Genomic DNA, 17850 nt, shown 5'->3' with positions numbered 1-17850 from the left:
GATCAGGCTGGATCAGGGAGCGGGGCGTGGTGCGTGCAGCTGCAAGGCGGAGGAGGGCGACAACGCGGAGCGTTGGCAACCGACGACAACGCCGCAGATGCGCGTGCCACGCCCCGCGAGCCCAGCCTGATCCGAAAGAAAGGCCCTAGGGCCCGTACCGGCCGCGGGCATCCGGATTTCTCCAGGTCCCGGGCCGTCATTGTCAGCCGGTACCGAGCCTTCCGGCCGCGATGTGGCAGGCCGCGACCAAGACAGGCCCCGGGGGGCCCGGCCTACGGTCGGCAGCATGGTCGAACCCGCACAGATGACACCCCCCGAAGCCCCGGCGTGCGCGCCGGATGTCCACAATCTCGTCCGCGCCGACACCTACGTCGACTCCGTCGCGCTGATGCGCATCGCGAGCGCGCTGACCGGGCTGCCCGGGATCGCGGCGGCCGGTCTGGTGATGGCCACGCCCGCCAACCGGCAGCAGGTGGAGGCGGCCGGGCTGCTCGCCGCCGAGGGCGCCGCGGCCCGCCCCAACGACCTGCTGATCGCGCTGCGCTGCCCGCCCGACGCCGTGCCCCGGGCCGTCGAGGAGGCCGACCGGCTGCTGGCACAGGGCCGCCCGGACGACGCGCACGGCGCAGGAGGTGCGGGGGCCCGCGAGGGCGAGGACGAGCCGCACCGCTCCCTCGCCACGGTGCCGGGCACCCCGCGTCTGGCCGTCATATCGACGCCCGGCGCGTACGCGGCGGCCGAGGCGCTCAAGGCGCTCCGCCTGGGCATGCACGCCTTCGTGTTCAGCGACAACGTGCCCGTCGCGGACGAGGTCGCGCTCAAGCGCGAGGCGCACGCGCGCGGCCTGCTGATGATGGGGCCCGACTGCGGCACGGCCGTGCTCGACGGGATCCCTCTCGGCTTCGCGAACGCGGTGCGGCGCGGACCGGTCGGTCTGATCGGCGCGTCCGGCACGGGACTTCAGCAGGTGTCGACGCTGCTCCAGGCGTACGGGACCGGCGTCAGCCAGATCATCGGCGTGGGCGGGCGGGACCTGTCGGAGGAGGTCGGCGGCGCGTGCATGCGCGACGCGCTCGACGTGCTCACCGCCGATCCCGCGACGGAGACGATCGTCCTGGTCTCGAAGCCGCCCGCTCCCGGTGTGGCCCGCGCGGTCCTCGCGCACGCGGCCCGCACCGGCAAGCCCGTCGTCGCCGCGTTCCTGGGCGGTGCGCCCGACGCGCCGCCCGGCGTCAGCATGGCGGGCAGTCTGCGCGACGCGGCCCGGATCGCCGCCGGTCTCGACGGTCCCGCGCCCGTCCCGGCTCCCCTCTCCCCACCGGCCGGTGAACGGCGCCTGCTGCGGGCCCTGTACGCGGGCGGCACGTTCGCGTACGAGGCACGGCTGCGCCTGGAGGCCGCCGGGGTCAAGGCGGACACGGACGCGCGGCCGCCCGCGCCGGGCGAGGCGCCCCGGATGCCCGGCTCCCATGTCGTCCTCGACCTCGGCGACGACCTGTTCACGGCCGGGCGCCCGCACCCGATGATCGACCCCGCGGTCCGCGCCCCGTGGCTGGCGGCTGCGCTGCGCGACCCGTCGACGGCCGTGGTGGTCGTGGACGTCGTCCTCGGGTACGGGGCCGGCGCGGACCCGGCGGGCGCGGTGGCAGACGTCGTCACTCAGGAACGCGCGGTCTCCGGTGCGCGGTTGCCGCACATCGTGGCGTTCGTGGTCGGCACCCCGGACGATCCGCAGGGCCTCGACGGGCAGGTGCGAGCCCTGCGCGACGTGGGCGTCACCGTCCTCGACAGCAGTACGACGGCGGCCGACGCCCTCGCCGCCGCGTTCGCCCCCGTGCCCTGCGGCACGCCGTCCGACCGGAGGAACCGATGACCGCATCGCTGCTCGGAGCGGACCCGCACGTCGTGACCGTGGGGCTGGACTCCTTCGGTGCGGCGCCCCGCGCGGCGGGCGCCCGTGTCACGCCGCTCGACTGGCGGCCGCCCGCCGGGGCCGACCCCGCGCTGGGTGCGAAGCTCGCCCGGCTGACGGCGCACCCCCTCGTCGACGCCGCCAACGAGGAGGCGCTGCGCCGCGTCCTGGACGTACGGCCGCTGTGGACGGACGTCGTGACGGCGCGTGAGGCGCTGCCCGTGCTGGCGGGGCCGGAGCGGGTGCTGCTGCACGCGGGGCCGCCGATCGCTTGGGAGCGCATGTGCGGGCCGATGCGCGCCGCGGTGGTGGGCGCGGCCCTGCTGGAGGGCTGGGCGGACACGCCGGAGGCGGCGGAGCGGCTCGCCGCGTCCGGGGGCATCGCGTTCGCGCCCTGCCACGACCACGACGCGGTCGGGCCGATGGCGGGCATCGTCTCGCCGTCGATGCCGCTGCTCGTCGTGGAGGACGCGGGCACCGGCCGGCGCGCGTACAGCAATCTGAACGAGGGCGCCGGGCGCTGTCTGCGCTACGGGGCGCTGGGCGACGACGTCCTGGCGCGGCTGCGCTGGATGGGCGAGCGGCTCGCGCCGAGCCTGAAGGCGGCGCTGCACTCGCTGCCCGAGCCGGTCGACCTGCGCTCGCTGACCGCGCAGGCGCTCCAGATGGGCGACGAGTGCCACAGCCGGAACACGGCGGCCAGCGCCCTGCTGCTGCGGGCCATGGCCCCGGCGCTCGCCCGGCAGGCGGACCTCGGCGGCGTGGAGGCGCTGGACTTCCTCCAGGACAACACGTACTGGTTCCTCAACTTCTCGATGGCGGCGGCCAAGACGGCGACGCTCGCCGGGCACGGCGTGCCGCACTCGACGCTGGTGACGGCGTTCGCGCGCAACGGCGTGGAGGTCGGCATCCGGGTCAGCGGCGGCGGTTCCGCCTGGCACACGGCACCGGCGGCGGTCGTCGAGGGCCTGTACTTCGCCGGCTACGGGCCCTCGGACGCCAACCCGGACATCGGGGACAGCGCGGTGACGGAGGTGTACGGGCTCGGCGGCTTCGCGCTCGCGGCGGCGCCGGCCATCGTCGGTTTCGTCGGCGGGACGCCGCGCGGGGCCCGGGCGACGAGCGTGCGGATGGGCCGGATCACGGTGGGCCGCCACCGTGAACTGCGGCTGCCGGGGCTCGACTTCGAGGGGAGCCCGCTCGGGATCGACGTACGCGCCGTGGTGGACACCGGCATCGAACCGGTGATCACGACCGGGATCGCGCACCGGGAGCCGGGCATCGGCCAGATCGGCGCGGGCCTCACGCACGCCCCGATGGAGTGCTTCACCGGGGCACTGCGGGCGTTTCCGGAACCGGAACAGGGACCGGGACCGGAACCGGAGCACGGCCCGGAGAACGGCCGAGAGCGGGCACCGTCGGTGTGAGCCGACGGCGAGGACGTCACCGGGGCGGCGGCGCGTGCGGGGCCGTCCGCCGCGGCTGACGGCCGGAGTGTCCTGGGCGCCGCCCCGCGCCCAGGGCCTCCTGGCCATCGGGTGGGGAGCGGATCAGGGAGTCTCGGGCCGGACCGCGGCCTGCCCGGCGTCCGCGGCGGCCGTCTCCGCGCTCTCCGCCGCCTGAGCCGTCTCCCGCGGGCCGGCCTCGCCGCCCGGCCCCTCCGTGCGGCCGGCCGCCGCGGGCAGGTCCGGCATCTGCGCGACCGGGAAGGTCAGCTTCATCGAGAGGTAGGCGTAGACGGGGCCGAGGGCGTTCATGGCGACGACGCACACCCAGGCCGCCCACGGGTTGCCCGGGTCGTAGCCGAAGCCGCCGAAGAACGTGGCGAAGTAGCAGGCGAAGCCGAAGAACATGCCGGGGATGAGCGTGAAGAGCTTCGTGCGGCCCGTGTACATGAGGGCCGAGTTCACGACGAGGATCACCAGGGCCTGCATCAGGTTGCGGGCGAACTGCCCCTCTCCGAGGGCCGTCCCCGCCCGCTGCTCGACGAGCACGATGACGAGGGCGAAGCTCGATCCGGCCACCATCGCCGGCCAGAGCTTCTTCGCCCCTTCCATGCTGGGGCCGCCCATCAGGAACATCGCCGCCCAGGGGACGAAGATCGCCCAGGGCGGCAGGTGCAGTGCGGTGCCGCCGACGAAGGCGGTGGTGGCGGCCAGGATCGACGCGACGATCTCGTGCGGTACGCGTTCACGCATGACGGGCTCCACTTCGCTGGGATCAGGGCCCCGGAGGGCCGGGCGGTGCGGTGGGCGGGTCGATCAGCGTGCGGGTTCGGGTGGTGCGCGCCACGACGCGGCCTGCCTTGATCACGTAGGCGCGGTCGGGGCGGTCCAGGACGATGTCGTCGTAGCGGGTGGTGTCGAGCACGACGAGATCGGCGGCGGCGCCCGCGCGGACGCCGTAGGTGTCGGCGATCCCGACGACGCGGGCGGCGTCGTGGGTCACCATGCGCAGGACCCGGCGCAGATCGGCCGGTCCGTGCAGGTGCCCGGTCTGGGCGAGGAGCAGCGCGATGTCGAGCAGGTCGCCGGTGCCGTACGGCGTGAACGCGTTGCGGAGGTTGTTGGAGGCGGTGGCGGTGAGGACCCCGGCCTCCCACAGTTCGCGTACGGGGGCGATGCCGCGGCGCACGGGATGGCGGTCGGTGCGGCCGCCGAGGTGGAGGTCGGTGGCCGGCAGCGGGACGACGGCGACGCCGGCGTCGGCGAGCGCGCCCAGGACCTTGGCCCGCTCGGGTCCGGGGCGGGCGGCGAGCGAGGTCATGTGGCCGAGGGCGACCCGGCCGCCGAGGTCGCGGGCGCGGGTGGCGTCGGCGACGTACTCGGCCATGGCGTAGCGGGTGTCGCTCGCGTCGTCGGCGAAGTCGGCGTGCAGGTCGGCGGGGACGCCGTGTTCGGCGGCGAGGTCGAGCACGAGGTCGACGTGGCGGCGGCACAGCTCCACGGAGTCCTCCTGGTAGGCGCAGCCGCCGACCACGTCGGCGCCGGCGGCGAGCGCGCGGCGCAGGAGCTGTTCGGTGCCGGGCGAGCGCCAGATGCCCTCCTGGGGGAAGGCGACGATCTGGATGTCGATGAACTCCCGGTACTCCTCGCGCAGTTCGAGCAGCACTTCGACGCCGAGGAGGCCCTGCACGTGGTCGACGTCGGGGTGGGCGCGCAGGGTGGTGGTGCCGGACCGGATCGCGGCCTCGACGGCCCGCCGGGAGCGGGCCGTGACGTCCTCGTGGGTGAACTCCCGCTTGAGTTCGAGGGTGACGGCGATGGCGTCGGCGAGGGCGGGGCCGCGCGGGGCGCGCCGTCCGTCGAGGTAGGCCTTGTCGGGGTGGATGTGCGCCTCGACGAATCCGGGCAGGACGACGCGTCCGGCGCAGTCGACGACGTGCGGGCCTTCCGCGTCGGGCCCTCCGGGTCCGGTCGGCCCCACGGATGCGATCCGGCCGTCGGTGACGAGGATGTCGGAGAGGCCGGTGGCGTCCTCGACGCGGGCCCGGCGCAGCAGCAGACGGTTCACGCGCGCACCTCCGGCGCCTCGGCGGGTTCGTCGCCGAGGCTCGGGACGTCCCCGAAGTCGGACTTGCGGATCAGGCAGTGGACGCCCTGCACCTGGTCGACGACCTGCGAGACCTCCAGATCGGCGGCCGCGCTCAGATAGGCGTAGGCGCTCGCGGGGTCCATGCCGACGCGGGTGGTGAGGAAGCGCAGGGCGACCTGGACGCTGTCCCGCATCGCTTGGTTCAGGTCCTCGTTCAGGCCGATGGCGACCCAGTGGGTGCCGGTCTCGCCGAACGGGGTGTCGATCAGGCCGACGGCCCTGCGGGCGGCCGCGCCGCTGAGGACGCTGAGCCGGAACGTGGCGCGCAGCGGTGCCTCGAACGCGGTGAGGGCGACCTCGCCGTTGCCCTGTGCGAAGTGCGGGTCGCCGGTGGTGAATCCGGCGCCCTCGACCTGGACGGGCAGGTACAGGGCGCTGCCGGTGTCGAGCACCTTCACATCGAGGTTGCCGCCGTGCCGGCCCGGGGGCACGGTGCTCAGCGGCGTCTCGTGCGCCGGGGTGACGCCCATGATCCCCATGAACGGCCGCAGCGGGAACCGCGCGCGCCGCCCCTGGTCCCCGTACGGCAGCAGTCCGAACTCGCGTCCCTGGCTGTCGACTTCGACGGTCGTGTACGTGGAGACGGTGCCGCAGGGCATGCGGCGGGTGACGCCGGTGCAGGGGTGGGCGGGGTCCGGGTGGGCGGCGGGCAGGGCGCCGCGGCCGTGCCGGCTGGAGACGATGCCGTAGTCGGTACGCCGGTGCAGGGAGAGGACCTCGACCTTGAGGAGGTCGCCGGGTGCGGCGCCGGTGACGGCGACCGGGCCGGTGACGACGTGCGGGCCGTGCTCCTCCGCGTCGCGGGGCATTCCGGAGGCGGCGATGTCGCGGGCGTCGGCGGGCACGGCGTGCTCGGGGACGCCGTAGGCCCCGAAGAAGCTGACCGGGTCGCGCCCCTGGTCCTCCAGGATCCCCTCGTGCGACACGGAGTCGACGGTGACGGTGTCCCCGTCCCGGACGGTCAGGACGGCCCGGTCGCCGGGCGTGGGCAGTGTCCCCCAGCGGGCGTTCTCGGGCGTGGTGCGCAGGTGGTGACGGCCTTCGGGTGCGGCGAGCTGACGGGTCATCGAGGATCTCCCTGAGCGGCGGTCGGTACGGGGCCGGTGACGCGTTCGGGCGCGGGAATGTCCAGGGGCGGCGGTGGTGCGGGGGCGCCGGTGGCCGGAGCGGCGGGACCCGGGTGGATCCAGGTGCCGCCGGCTCCGGCCAGCGCCTCCGGCAGCGCCACCGGTGACGTGATCAGGACGCGGGCTCGGGGCCCGGACGTCCGCAGGAAGGCGAGGGCCGCCTCGATCTTGGGGCCCATGCTGCCGGGCGGGAACTGGCCCTGGTCCAGGTGGAGTCGGGCCTCGGCGGCGGTCAGGAGGCCGACGGGGCGTTCGGTGGGCAGGCCGTGGTCGAGGGCGACGCGGTCGACGCCGGTGGTGATGACGAGGAGTTCGGCGCCGAGGCGGGCGGCGAGCAGGGCGGAGGTGGCGTCCTTGTCGATGACGGCCTCGATGCCGCGGTAGCCGCCGCCCGGCTCCTCGACGACGGGGATGCCTCCACCGCCGCCCGCGACGACGATCTGGTCCCGGTCGAGGAGTGCGGTGAGCGCGGCCTCCTCGACGACGCGGCGGGGCGCGGGCGAGGGCACGACGCGGCGCCAGCCGCGCCCCGCGTCCTCGGCGACGCTCCAGCCGTGCCGGGCGGCGAGCTCCCGCGCCTCCTGTTCGGTGTGGAAGGAGCCGATGGGCTTGGTGGGGTGGGCGAAGGCGGGGTCGGCGGGGTCGACGACGGTGTGGGTGAGCAGCGCGGCGACGCGGTCGCCGAGGCCGCGGGCGCGGAGCCGGGCGCCGAGGGCGGTGGCGAGGATGTGGCCGAGGGAGCCCTGGGAGTCGGCGACGCACATGTCGAGGTCGAGGCGCGGGAGTTCGGGCGCGAGTGCGGCGGCCAGTTCGGAGCGGCGCTGGATGAATCCGACCTGGGGGCCGTTGCCGTGCGTGACGAGCAGGCGCCGTCCGCCGGCGGCCAGTTCGGCGAGCGGCGCGGCCAGCGTCCTGGCCGCGTCGAACTGCTCGGCCATGGTCGCGCCGGGCCCGCCGCGCAGCAGGGCGTTGCCACCGATCGCCACGACGGTCACGGCTGCGGGGACGGCGCCCAGCGGGAGGGAGTCAGGCATGGCGGTCACCATAGGAACGGCCCGACCAGCAGGTCATGGGCAACGGACGCCAGCGGCCGGGGCCCCTCGTTGACGCCCGGTGACAGGGCCCGCGCCGCCCGCCCGTTTCCGGCGTGTAAGCATCCGATTTCCCTCGTGATCCGCATTTACAGCGTCTCGGGGGGTGCTCATAGTGGAGGGCGTGCCAGCCTTCCGAGTGCACGTCCAGGCCCAGGTGAGCGCGGCGGAGGTCCCCCCGCTCACACCCGCCCCCGCGCCCGCGAGACGCCCTCCCGCGTCCGGGATCACGGTCGCGGAGGCGCTCGGGCTGCCCTGCCTGGCCGGGGCCCGGCTCGTGGCGGGCGGCCGGGGCGCGGACCGGGTGATCCGGGTCGCGAACATCATGGAAGTACCGGACATCGTGCGCTGGATGCGCGGCGGCGAACTGCTCCTGACGACGGCGTACGCGCTGCGCGACGACGAGGAGGCGCTGACGGCGCTCGTGCCGTCACTGGCCGGGCGCGGACTGGCTGGGCTCGGCGTGAAGATCGGACCGTATCTGCCGCGGCTGCCGGACCCGTTGCTGCGGGCGGCGGACGAACTCGGTTTCCCGGTCCTGGAGTTGCCGGGCGAGGTGATGTTCAACGATGTCCTCGCCGAGGTGATCGGCACGGTCCTGAACCGGCGGGCGCTGACCCTGGAGCGCACCCAGGAGGTGCACGAGCGGCTGGCGACGGCCGCGCTGCGGGACGGCTCGTACCAGGAACTGACGCGGGCGCTGGCCGAGTTGGCGGACTGCCCGGCGGCGGTGCTCGGCCCGGACGGGACGCTGCTGGCGGGCGCGGGCGGGCCGCCGCAGGACTGCGCGCCGACGGCCGAGCGGGCGATCGGGGTGCAGGGCGCGGGCGTTGCGGCGGGACGGGTCGCGCTGTGGTGTGCGCAGCCGCCCACGGAGGGCCAGTTGGCGGCGCTGGAACACGCGGCGACGCTGGCGGCGATGGTCGCGGCGCAGGAGCGGGCGGTGGCCGGCCGGGAGCGCCGCTACCGGGCGCTGCTGCTCACGGAGCTCGTCTCGGGGCGCCCGCAGGACCCCGCGGAGACGGCCCGCCGGGCCACCGCGATGGGCTGGGAGCTGGACGTGCCGCGCGCGGCCGTCCTGGTGGAGCTGAGCGCGTCGGCGTCGGCGCCGCCGTCCGAGCGGCCGGCCGAGGAGCGGTTGCTGCCGTTCGTGCGGGCCGTGGTCGGGCCGCGCGCGATCGGCTGGGGCGTGCCGTCGGGCCTGGCGCTGCTGGTCGAGCCGGGCGGGGCGCTGCGGGACGTGTGCCGGGCGGTGTTCGACGCGGTGTCGACGGCGCTGCCCGCGGCGCGGGTGCGGGTCGGGGCGGGCGGCGTGCAGGCGGACTTCGCGGATCTGCACCTGAGTTACCGCGAGGCGCAGGCCGCGCTCGCCCTGGGCCGTGAACTGTACGGCGGCACGTTCGTGTGCGAGCACCGGGACCTCGGCGTGTACCGGCTGCTGGACCAGTTGCCGGCGCGGGAGCTGCGCCGTCTGGTCGAGGAGGCCCTGGGGCCGCTGATCGCGTACGACTCCGCGCACGAGGGCAGCCTCGTGCACAGTCTGGGCGTGTACCTGGCCCGGGACCGCAACGGGGTGGAGGCCGCCGAGCGCCTCCACATCCACTACAACACTCTGCGCTACCGCCTCAAGCAGATCGAGCGCCTCACAGGCGGTTTCGACCGGGACCCGATGACCCGGCTCCAGACCGAACTGGCCGTGCACGCCCACCGCCTGCTGGCCGCGCGCGCCCGCGTCTGAGGCGAACGCCGGCGCCGGGCGAGGCGGCGGTCCCCGTCGCACCGGTTCTCTTCGGCTCCCCGGCGGGCGTCGCCGGGGAGCCCGGGTTCAGCCGCCGCGCTTGCTCAGGCCGGCCTGCAGGTCCTCCTGGGACATGACGGGGATGATGTTCACCTTGGCCCCCATCTCCTGGAAGAAGGGCTCACAGATGACGGGGATGTCGGACAGCTCCTTCAGGTCGAACACGAGGAAGGCGGTGCGCATCCCGTCCTTGGCCCCGAAGTACGCGGACTCGGGAGCGAGCCGCTCCAGCGCCGACTTCATGATCTCGGGGAGCTTGTTGTCCGTGATCGCCTTGTTCGCCCGCTCAGTGTCCATCTGAACGGTCAGCATTACCCTCACGGCCTTCCCCTTTCTTCGCTCTTTCGGCACATTTGTGCCCTTTCTTCGATGGTGGCGCGATTCCCCGGAACGCGCGCCCCCTGAGCGGTCCGTACGGGCACGTGAACGGCCGACGGGACGGCCGCACCGGCCTCCTCCCGGACGTCTGGGCAGGTGACACGGCGCGTCCCCTCATATCGTGGAATCTCAACGCATGGACGGCCCGTGCCGAGGTGGCAGCACATGAAGGACCCGCAGATCGACTACGCGGCGGTCTTCCGCGCGCTGCCCGGCATGGTGGCGCTGCTGACCCCTGACCTCGTGTACGCCGATGCCAACGAGGACTTCCTCCGGCTGGTCGGCCGCACCCGCGAGCAGCTCCTGGGCCGCTACATCTTCGACGTCTTCCCCGAGAACCCGAACGATCCGGCGGCGGCCGGAATGCAGGAGACCAAGGCGTCGATGCTGCGCGTGGTGACGTCCGGCGAGCGCGAGACGATGGCCCTGCTGCGCTACGACATCGAGGACTCCGCACGACCCGGACACTGGGTGGAGCACTACTGGAGCCCGGTCAACGCCCCCGTGCTGGACGCGGACGGGGAGGTGACGCTGATCGTGCACCGGGTCGAGGAGATCACCGAACTCGTGCGCGCCGGCCGCGGCGCGGACACGGGCGAAGACGGGGACGGACGGCGGGGCGAGGTCCTGGAGGCCGAGCTCTACACCCGCTCCCGGGAGCTCCAGGAGGTCAACGAGCGGCTGCGCCGGGCCCATGCCCGTGAGCGCGAGGTCGCGCTGGCCCTCCAGGCCGCGATGCTGCCGGCGCCGACGCCGGTCGGACACCACCGCGCGGCCGTGCGCTACCGGCCCGCCGTCGGCGCGCTCAACGTGTGCGGCGACTGGTACGACCTCGTCGACCTGCACGGGGACCGCATCGCGGTCGCCGTCGGGGACGTCGTCGGCCACGGCCTGGAGGCCGCCTGCGTCATGGGGCAGCTGCGCAGTGCGCTGAGCGCGGCCGCGCGCGTCGCCGACGGCCCGGCCCGGGCCCTGGACGCCCTCGGGCTGTACGCCCGGCACGTCCCCGGCGCGCAGTCGACGACGGTGGTGAAGGTCTACATCGACTGGGACACCCACACCCTCGCCTACAGCAGCGCGGGCCACCCGCCGCCCGCGCTGCTCCACCCCGACGGCTCGGTGACCTTCCTCGACCGGGCGACCGATCCGCCGCTCGGCGCCCGCCCCGAACACGTACCCCGGCCCCAGGCCCGTACGGCCTTCACGGAGGGGGCGGTCCTGGTCCTGTACTCGGACGGCCTGATCGAGCGCCGTGACGAGGACATCGACGTCGGCCTGGCCCGCCTCGCGGACTCACTCGTCCGGCACGGCGGCAGCGGCCCTGAGGAGATGGCCGACGCGCTCCTGGCCGACCTCCTGCCGCCCACGGGCAGCACCGACGACACGGCGCTGGTCATCATCCGCCTGTGAACCCGCACCCGGGCGGCCCCGCCCGGGCACGGCGGCTGCCCGACTTGACTCCGCGGCCGGTTCTGCCAACGTGGTGAGTGTCATGTCCCACGCATCCCGCGGCGGCGCCGTCGACGGCGCGGCCGGGGCCCTGACACCGAGTGGCGAGGCTGTGCTCGCCTCCCGGTTCGCCACCCCGCGCGTCCCCGCGACGTTCGTCCGCAGGACCCGCCTGACGGAGCGGCTCACCCGGGCCCAGGCCGGTCCGGACCGGTTGACGCTGGTCAGCGGCCCGGCGGGCGCGGGCAAGACCCTGCTGGTCGCCGACTGGGCGCGGACCTGCGCTCCGCCCGGCCCGATGGTGTGGCTGACCGTCGAGTCCGGGGACAACGACCCGGGCAACTTCTGGACCTACGTCCTCGCGGCCCTGCGCCACCACGGTCTGACCCCGTCCGGCGGTCTCCCCGGACCCGAGCGGCCCGGCGAGGCCGAGGACTCCGTCCTGACCCGGCTCGCGGCGTACCTGAACAGCCGGACCGAGCCGGTGATCCTCGTCCTGGACGAGTGCGAGCGGATCTCCTCGCCGGAGGTCGCCGGCGAACTGGACTCGGTGCTGCGGCACGCGGGCGGAGGCCTGCGCCTGGTCCTCCTCAGCCGCACCGAGCCGCTGCTGCCCCTGCACCGGTACCGCGCCGCCGGGGAGATGACGGACCTCCGCACCGCCGACCTGGCGTTCCTGCCCGAGGAGACCGCCGAACTCGCGCGCCGGCACGGCATGTCCCTGCCGGACGAGGCGGCGCGCTCGCTCACCGGACGGACGGGGGGCTGGGCGGCGGGGCTCCGGCTCGGCATCCTCGACGCGCTGCGGACCGAGGACCCGCGGGCCGCGCTGGAAGCGCCCGAGACGTGGCAGGGCACCGTCGCGGACTACCTGGTGTCCGAGGTGCTGGACGCCCAGTCCCCCGCGGGCCGGGACCTCCTGCTGCGGGCCTGCGTCTGCGAGCGGATCCGTCCCGGCCTGGCGAACGCCCTGACCGGACGGGACGACGCCGCCGCCGTGCTGGCACAGCTGCGGCGCGCGAACGCGTTCGTCGAGCCGGCGGGCCGCTCCGGGTACCGGCTGCACCCCCTGTTCGCCGAAGTGCTCCGGGCGCGCCTGTCCCTCGGGCGTCCCGGGTCGGTACGGGAACTGCACCGCACGGCAGCCCGCTGGCTGAGCGACGCCGGACTGCTCACGGAGGCGCTGCCGCACGCGGCCGAGGCCGGAGACTGGGCGTTCGCGGCGGGCCGGGTCGTCCACGAGCTGGCGATCGGCCGGCTGCTCACGGGCCCCGACGCCGACCGTCTCGGCTCGCTGTTCGCCGCGATGCCGCCGGACACCCCGGGTCCGGCCGCCGAGCTCGTCCGCGCCGCCTGCGCGTTGTCCCGGCACGACGCCGAGCGGGCGCTCGCCGGTCTGGGACGTGCCGAGTCGCTGCTGCCTCCCGCCGGGACGGGCGACGCGGCGGCCGCCCATCTGACCCTCGCGACGCTGCGGGTGCTCGCGGGCCGGCAGCTCGGCTCGTCGGCCCTGGCCGAGTCCGCCGACCGGCGGGCGGAGGAGCTCGCCGGGCGGGAGCTCGTGGCGGAGCGGCTGGCGGCCCATCCCGAGCTACGGGTGCTGCGGCTGTCCGCGCTGGGCTCGGCCCAGCTGTGGGCGGGCCGCTTCGCGCCGGCCCGAGCGGCGCTGACCGCCGCGGTGCGGGCGTCCGGCGCCTCCTCCACCGCCTCCCTCCGGCACGACTGCCTGGGCCGGCTGGCCCTGATCGAGTTCCTGGACGGCTGGCCGGGCCGGGCCGAGGCGCACGCGCTGCAGGCGATCACCGAGGGCGACCGGTCCGGCCTCCCGCCCTCCGGCCGGACCGCCCTGGGGCCTCTGGTGCTGGCGTCCGTCGACATCGAGCGCGACGATCTCGCCTCCGCCCGCGCCCACGTGCACCGAGCGTCCCCGCCGTCCTCCTCCCACGACGCGGTCGTCGCGTCCTGGCTGGCCGTGACGCGTTCCCGGCTGTTGTCCGCCGGAGGGGACCCGGTCGAGGCCCTCCACGCCCTCGGCGACGTACAAGAGCCTCCGTCCGCCGTGGATCCCCCGGCCTGGGTGGACACCCAGGTCGCGGTCACCGCGGCCACCGCGCACCTCGCCCGGGGACGTCCCTGGGACGCCGTCAACGTGCTGGCCCGGTGCCAGGACGCGCGGCCGGAACACACGATCGCCGCGGCCCGCGCCCGTCTCGCGTCGGGCGACGGCGACGCGGCACGCTCTCTCGTCGAGGCGCTGCCCGGCCCCGACGGCCACGGGCCGGCGCTGACCGTCCGGTCGCTGCTGGTGCGGGCCGAGGTGGCCGGTGCGCGGGGCGACGGCGTCACGGCCGGGCACTTGGTCGCCCGCGCCCTGGCGCTCGCGCGCCCCGAGCGGCTCAGACGCCCCTTCCTCGAAGCGGGCCCCTGGCTCGGGACCGTCCTCGGCCGCCGGCCCGCACTGACCCGGACGCACACCTGGCTCCCGGACTGCCTGCTCCCCGAGGAACCCCCGACGGAACCGGGCGGGTCCGCCCCCGCCCCTGTCGTGGAGCCGCTCAGCGACCGCGAGCTCGAGGTCCTGGAGCGGCTGGCTCAGATGATGTCGACCGAGGAGATCGCCACCGAGCTGTTCCTGTCCGTCAACACGGTCAAGACCCATCTGCGGAACATCTACCGCAAGCTCGCGGCGGCCCGGCGCGGTGAGGCCGTGCGCCGGGCCCGGGAGCTGCGTCTGCTGTGACGCCGCTCAGGGTTCCCGCGGCACCACGCACAGCGCCCAGATGACGAAGGCGTACAGCGCGATCAGGGTCAGGGACCAGAACGGGTAGTACGGGATCGACAGGAAGTTGGCGATGATCAGCAGTCCCGCGATGCCCACGCCGACGATCCGCGCCCATGTGGCGCGGGCGAAGAGGCCCAGGCTCACGAGGACGGCGATCACGCCGAGGACCAGCTGGATCCAGCCCCAGCCGGTCAGGTCGAACTGGAAGATGTAGTTGGGGGTCGTGACGTAGACGTCGTCCTCCGCGATCGCCATGATCCCGCGGAGCAGGTCGAGGACACCGGCGATCATCAGCAGGACGGCGGCGAACACGGTCAGTCCGCTCGCCGCCGTCCGGGCCGTGTCCGAGTGTTGGTGGGTCGTCGTAGCCATGGCTCTTCCTCACTCTGCCGTGCGCTGTCGCAGCCGGCTCGGTCTCTTCGAGCGTGGGCCCGCCACGGCCGGGAGCACTCACCCGTGGCGGGTGAGGTTCACCGGCCGGTGCGCTGCTGTCCTGGGAGCCCGAGGGATGGAGGCCGGGGTGAGCGGTGACGCGTGGATCGGTGTGGCGGCGGCCGGCGTCACGGCCGCCTACGTACTGGTCTCGCGCAGGCTCGCCCCCACGCACGTGTCGTCGGCGATGGTGTTCACCGGCTGCGGAGTGCTCCTGGGACCGGCCGTGCTCGACGTCATCGACCTGGAGCACGACGCCGGGGCGATCCTGCCCCTGCTCGAGTCGGCGCTCGCGCTGATCCTCTTCACCGACGCCATGACCGTGCGCCCCCGGGACCTGCGGTCCGGGGGCTTCCTGCCGGGCCGGCTGCTGGGCATCGGGCTGCCGCTGACCATCGGCGCGGGCTGGCTGCTGGCCTGGCCCCTGCTCCCCGGACTGTCCGTGTGGGAACTCGCCCTGGTCGGAGCCGTCCTGGCCCCGACGGACGCGGCCCTCGGCAAGACCGCCATGACGAGTCCGCAGGTCCCGGCGCGCGTACGTCAGGGGCTCAATGTGGAGAGCGGCCTCAACGACGGCATGGTGCTGCCCTTCTTCGTCCTCTTCCTGGCCGGCATCCCCGGAACGTCCGCCGCCGAGACGGGTGCGGCCGGTGTCTTCTGGCGGGCGCTCGTCCTGAGCACGGTGCTGGGCGCGCTGGCCGGCGCGGCCGGAGGGGTGCTGCTGGGGGCGGCACGGGCCCGGGGGTGGGTGTCGCGGGAGTGGGCGCCGCTGTTCGTCCCGGCCGTCGCGGCGGTGTCGTACGGACTCGGTGTCGTGGTGGACGGCAGCGGGTTCATCTCCGCCTGGATCGCCGGTTTCGCCTTCGGTCTCGCCGAGCGGCGCTTCCGGCCGGGCGGCGCCGATGCCACCGGGCAGCGGGAGGGGCCCGGCGACACCGCCTCGTTCGCCGAGCAGCTCGGCGGACTCCTGGCCTCACTGAGCCTCCTGGTGTTCGGCGCGGTGCTTCTCGGACCGGTGCTCGACGACCTGAGCTGGAGGGTCGTCGGCTACGCCGTGCTCAGCCTGACCGTCATCCGGATGCTGCCGGTGGCGCTCGCACTCGCGGGCAGCGGGCTCCGGCTGCCCACGGTGGCGTACATCGGCTGGTTCGGGCCGCGCGGTCTGGCGTCCGTGGTGCTCGGGCTGCTGGTCCTGGAGGAGCGGGTCCCCGGTGTGGGGCTGCTGGCCGAGGTGGTCGCCGCCACCGTCGCGCTGAGCGTCCTGCTCCACGGCTTCTCGGCCGTCGGTCTCGCCGACCGGTACGGCCGCTGGATCGAGCGGGCCGCCGCCCGCGGCAGCCCGGTCACCCGTGAGGGGTGAGGCGCGCCGGACCGGACGCGGTGATGGTGGAGGAGCAGTCGGTCGGACAGCTGAGCGACGAGGAGAACCGACGTGGCCGAGGACCCTGCGGCACAGACCGCACCCGACACCGACGACACCCGGCCGGACGGGCCGGACCGGCCCGTGCTCGACACCCTGATGCGGATGACGGACGGCGCGTACGAACAATCCGGCCTCGATCCGGAGACCTACCTGCTGACCCGCATCGCCGCGCTGGTGGCGATGGGCGCCGCCCCCGCCTCGTACCTGCTCAACCTGGGCGCCGCCGAGGACATCGGTGTGCCGCCGGCGCGGATCCAGGGCACCCTCGTGGCCATCGCCCCCGTGGTGGGCAGCGCCCGCGTGGTGACCGCGGCGCACGGCATCGGGGACGCCTTCGGACTGCACCTGCTGCCCCTGCCGGACGGCGGGGACGAGGACGAAGGAGCTACGACATGAATCTGGCCTACGACTACCCGGTCCTCGGGGCGTTCTGGACGGTCATGTGGATCTTCCTGTGGATCCTGTGGATCGTCCTGCTCTTCCGGATCATCGGCGACATCTTCCGGGACGACGAGCTCAGCGGGATCGCCAAGACCGCCTGGCTCGTCTTCGTGGTCGTGGTCCCCTTCCTCGGTGTGTTCGTCTACACGCTCGCCCGGGGCCGTGGCATGGGCAAGCGCGAGGCGGAGCACGCCCGCGCCCACCGGGAGGCCGTCGACGAGTACATCCGCGCGACCGCGGGCAGCGGGGCGGAAGCCGACAGCACGGTGGACCAACTCGCCAAACTCTCCGACATCCGGGCCCGGGGCGACATCGACGACGCCGAGTTCGAGCGGGCCAAGGAGAAGATCCTGCACTGAGCCCGCCACGCGCCAACACCGCGCGTGCGCGGCCCTCTTGAGCCGGACGACGCAACGACGAAGGCCGGTTTCGGATTGCTCCGAAACCGGCCCTCATCAGCGACTCTTTCGAGTCGGGACGACAGGATTTGAACCTGCGACCCCTTGACCCCCAGTCAAGTGCGCTACCAAGCTGCGCCACGTCCCGATGTCCACTGCCTTCCGGGCGGTCCCTTCCGGCGGCGACAGACAGAACAATACCCCAAGCTCACGGCTGGTTTGAAACCGGTTCGGCGTCCTCGGGGCGGGGTCGGCGAGAATCGGCACATGAGCACTTCGCGCGGCGCCGGCCGGGACCGGGACGAGACGGGCAGGGCGCGCAACGCCCGGCCGCGGGACGGCCTGGGCCGACCGCTCCCCTACGGCAGCACCGGGGTGGCCCGGCAGCCGGAGGGCGTCGTGCGCACTCCGGAGGAGACGGTCGCCGAGGCGCAGGCGCTGCTCGACGCGGGGCGGCCGTTCCACGCGCACGAGGTGTTCGAGGACGCGTGGAAGTCCGGCCCGCCGGAGCAGGAGGCCCTGTGGCGCGCGCTCGCCCAGCTGGCGGTGGGTCTCACCCACGCGGCGCGGGGCAACGCGAAGGGAGGCGCGCGCCTGCTCCGCCGGGGCGCGGCCTCCCTGGAGTCCTGGCCGGGCACACCCCCGGCCCGCCTGAACACCCGGGCCCTGATCGAGTGGGCCCACGCCCTGGCGCACCGGGTGGAGTCCGGTGGCCCGGTGGATCCGGCCGCCGAGGCCCCCGGTCTCACGAGCGCCCCGTAGAGGCGCGAGGCCGTGTCGGTGTGCGGCCCGTTCCCGCGTGCGCACAGCCCGCATACGGGTGACGATGCGAACGTGACCACAGACACCGCCGCACCCCCCGCCGAAGCGGCGCAGCCCCCCGGTCTGGACAAGCGCCGCCGCAACGTCGTCTTCGTCACGATCATGCTCGGCATGCTGCTGGCCGCCCTGGACCAGACGATCGTGTCGACCGCGCTGCCCACCATCGTCAGCGACCTCGGCGGCCTGGAGCACCTGTCCTGGGT

At 74.7% G+C, this 17850-nt stretch carries 16 protein-coding genes and 1 tRNA gene; 10 read left to right on the top strand and 7 right to left on the bottom strand.

The window, feature by feature from the left end; all coding sequences use genetic code 11:
* Positions 1–286 precede the first annotated feature (286 nt).
* Positions 287–1873, top strand: a complete 1587-nt coding sequence (locus ACFW9D_RS29900) for a transcriptional regulator (protein ID WP_384626985.1) — start codon at positions 287–289, stop codon at positions 1871–1873.
* Positions 1870–3339, top strand: a complete 1470-nt coding sequence (locus ACFW9D_RS29895; RefSeq protein WP_384626983.1) for a DUF1116 domain-containing protein — start codon at positions 1870–1872, stop codon at positions 3337–3339. Before ACFW9D_RS29900 ends, ACFW9D_RS29895 begins: the two co-directional genes overlap by 4 nt.
* 123 nt (positions 3340–3462) lie before the next feature.
* On the opposite strand, the gene ACFW9D_RS29890 is transcribed toward ACFW9D_RS29895, so the two are convergent.
* Genes ACFW9D_RS29890 through ACFW9D_RS29875 form a run of 4 tightly spaced genes read right to left on the bottom strand, consistent with a single transcriptional unit; the run spans position 3463 to position 7667 of the window.
* Positions 3463–4110: a DUF1097 domain-containing protein gene (locus ACFW9D_RS29890; protein WP_384626980.1), complete on the bottom strand. Its 648-nt coding sequence runs from the start codon at positions 4108–4110 to the stop codon at positions 3463–3465.
* Positions 4111–4132: 22 nt separating this feature from the next.
* Positions 4133–5425, bottom strand: coding sequence for an amidohydrolase family protein (locus tag ACFW9D_RS29885; RefSeq protein WP_384626977.1), 1293 nt, complete (start codon positions 5423–5425; stop codon positions 4133–4135).
* Positions 5422–6573 carry an acetamidase/formamidase family protein gene (locus ACFW9D_RS29880; RefSeq protein ID WP_384626975.1) on the bottom strand — a complete coding sequence of 384 codons (1152 nt, stop codon included), beginning with the start codon at positions 6571–6573 and terminating at the stop codon, positions 5422–5424. The genes ACFW9D_RS29885 and ACFW9D_RS29880 overlap by 4 nt, the downstream gene beginning before the upstream one ends.
* Positions 6570–7667, bottom strand: a complete 1098-nt coding sequence (locus ACFW9D_RS29875) for a carbamate kinase (RefSeq protein WP_384626972.1) — start codon at positions 7665–7667, stop codon at positions 6570–6572. Before ACFW9D_RS29875 ends, ACFW9D_RS29880 begins: the two co-directional genes overlap by 4 nt.
* 181 nt (positions 7668–7848) lie before the next feature.
* Here ACFW9D_RS29875 and ACFW9D_RS29870 point away from each other — a divergent pair, with 181 nt between their 5' ends.
* Positions 7849–9462, top strand: coding sequence for a PucR family transcriptional regulator (locus ACFW9D_RS29870; RefSeq protein ID WP_384626970.1), 1614 nt, complete (start codon positions 7849–7851; stop codon positions 9460–9462).
* An 87-nt stretch (positions 9463–9549) separates the two neighbouring features.
* Here the strand turns inward: ACFW9D_RS29870 and ACFW9D_RS29865 are convergent, their stop codons facing one another.
* Positions 9550–9819, bottom strand: a complete 270-nt coding sequence (locus tag ACFW9D_RS29865; protein WP_384626967.1) for a hypothetical protein — start codon at positions 9817–9819, stop codon at positions 9550–9552.
* 246 nt (positions 9820–10065) lie between these two features.
* Here ACFW9D_RS29865 and ACFW9D_RS29860 point away from each other — a divergent pair, with 246 nt between their 5' ends.
* Together ACFW9D_RS29860 and ACFW9D_RS29855 are read left to right on the top strand one after the other, a co-directional pair.
* Positions 10066–11310 (top strand): PP2C family protein-serine/threonine phosphatase, encoded by a 1245-nt coding sequence (locus tag ACFW9D_RS29860; protein ID WP_384626964.1) that lies wholly within the window; start codon positions 10066–10068, stop codon positions 11308–11310.
* Between the two features lie 82 nt (positions 11311–11392).
* Positions 11393–14089, top strand: a complete 2697-nt coding sequence (locus ACFW9D_RS29855; RefSeq protein WP_384626961.1) for a LuxR C-terminal-related transcriptional regulator — start codon at positions 11393–11395, stop codon at positions 14087–14089.
* 6 nt (positions 14090–14095) lie between these two features.
* On the opposite strand, the gene ACFW9D_RS29850 is transcribed toward ACFW9D_RS29855, so the two are convergent.
* A complete protein-coding gene (locus ACFW9D_RS29850; protein WP_188335788.1) occupies positions 14096–14503 on the bottom strand; it encodes a hypothetical protein in 408 nt (135 codons plus the stop codon).
* Between the two features lie 148 nt (positions 14504–14651).
* On the opposite strand from ACFW9D_RS29850, the gene ACFW9D_RS29845 reads away from it, so the two are divergent.
* The 3 genes from ACFW9D_RS29845 to ACFW9D_RS29835 all read left to right on the top strand — a co-directional run bounded on the left by ACFW9D_RS29845 (position 14652) and on the right by ACFW9D_RS29835 (position 16786).
* Entirely contained in the window at positions 14652–15923 is a 1272-nt protein-coding gene (locus tag ACFW9D_RS29845; protein WP_384626958.1) for a cation:proton antiporter, read from the top strand.
* A gap of 72 nt (positions 15924–15995) precedes the next feature.
* On the top strand, positions 15996–16382 hold the full coding sequence (locus ACFW9D_RS29840) for a carboxymuconolactone decarboxylase family protein (RefSeq protein ID WP_384626956.1): 387 nt from the start codon (positions 15996–15998) through the stop codon (positions 16380–16382).
* Complete coding sequence (locus ACFW9D_RS29835; protein ID WP_188335790.1) at positions 16379–16786, top strand: SHOCT domain-containing protein; 408 nt, start codon at positions 16379–16381, stop codon at positions 16784–16786. The genes ACFW9D_RS29840 and ACFW9D_RS29835 overlap by 4 nt, the downstream gene beginning before the upstream one ends.
* Before the next feature lie 113 nt (positions 16787–16899).
* Here ACFW9D_RS29835 and ACFW9D_RS29830 read toward each other — a convergent pair.
* Positions 16900–16973, bottom strand: a tRNA-Pro gene (locus ACFW9D_RS29830).
* A gap of 119 nt (positions 16974–17092) precedes the next feature.
* On the opposite strand from ACFW9D_RS29830, the gene ACFW9D_RS29825 reads away from it, so the two are divergent.
* Both ACFW9D_RS29825 and ACFW9D_RS29820 read left to right on the top strand, forming a co-directional pair.
* The gene (locus ACFW9D_RS29825) at positions 17093–17587 is read left to right on the top strand and encodes a DUF309 domain-containing protein (protein WP_384626953.1); all 495 of its coding nucleotides are present in this window, start codon (positions 17093–17095) and stop codon (positions 17585–17587) included.
* Positions 17588–17659: 72 nt separating this feature from the next.
* A partial coding sequence (locus ACFW9D_RS29820; protein WP_384626950.1) for a hypothetical protein occupies positions 17660–17850 on the top strand: 191 nt, incomplete at its 3' end.

Origin of the sequence: Streptomyces sp. NPDC059524 (genome assembly GCF_042749255.1) — a bacterium.
GTDB lineage: Bacteria > Actinomycetota > Actinomycetes > Streptomycetales > Streptomycetaceae > Streptomyces > Streptomyces xanthii.
Note: the sequence above shows the minus strand (reverse complement) of the source record. Positions and strands in the feature narration are given on the sequence as shown.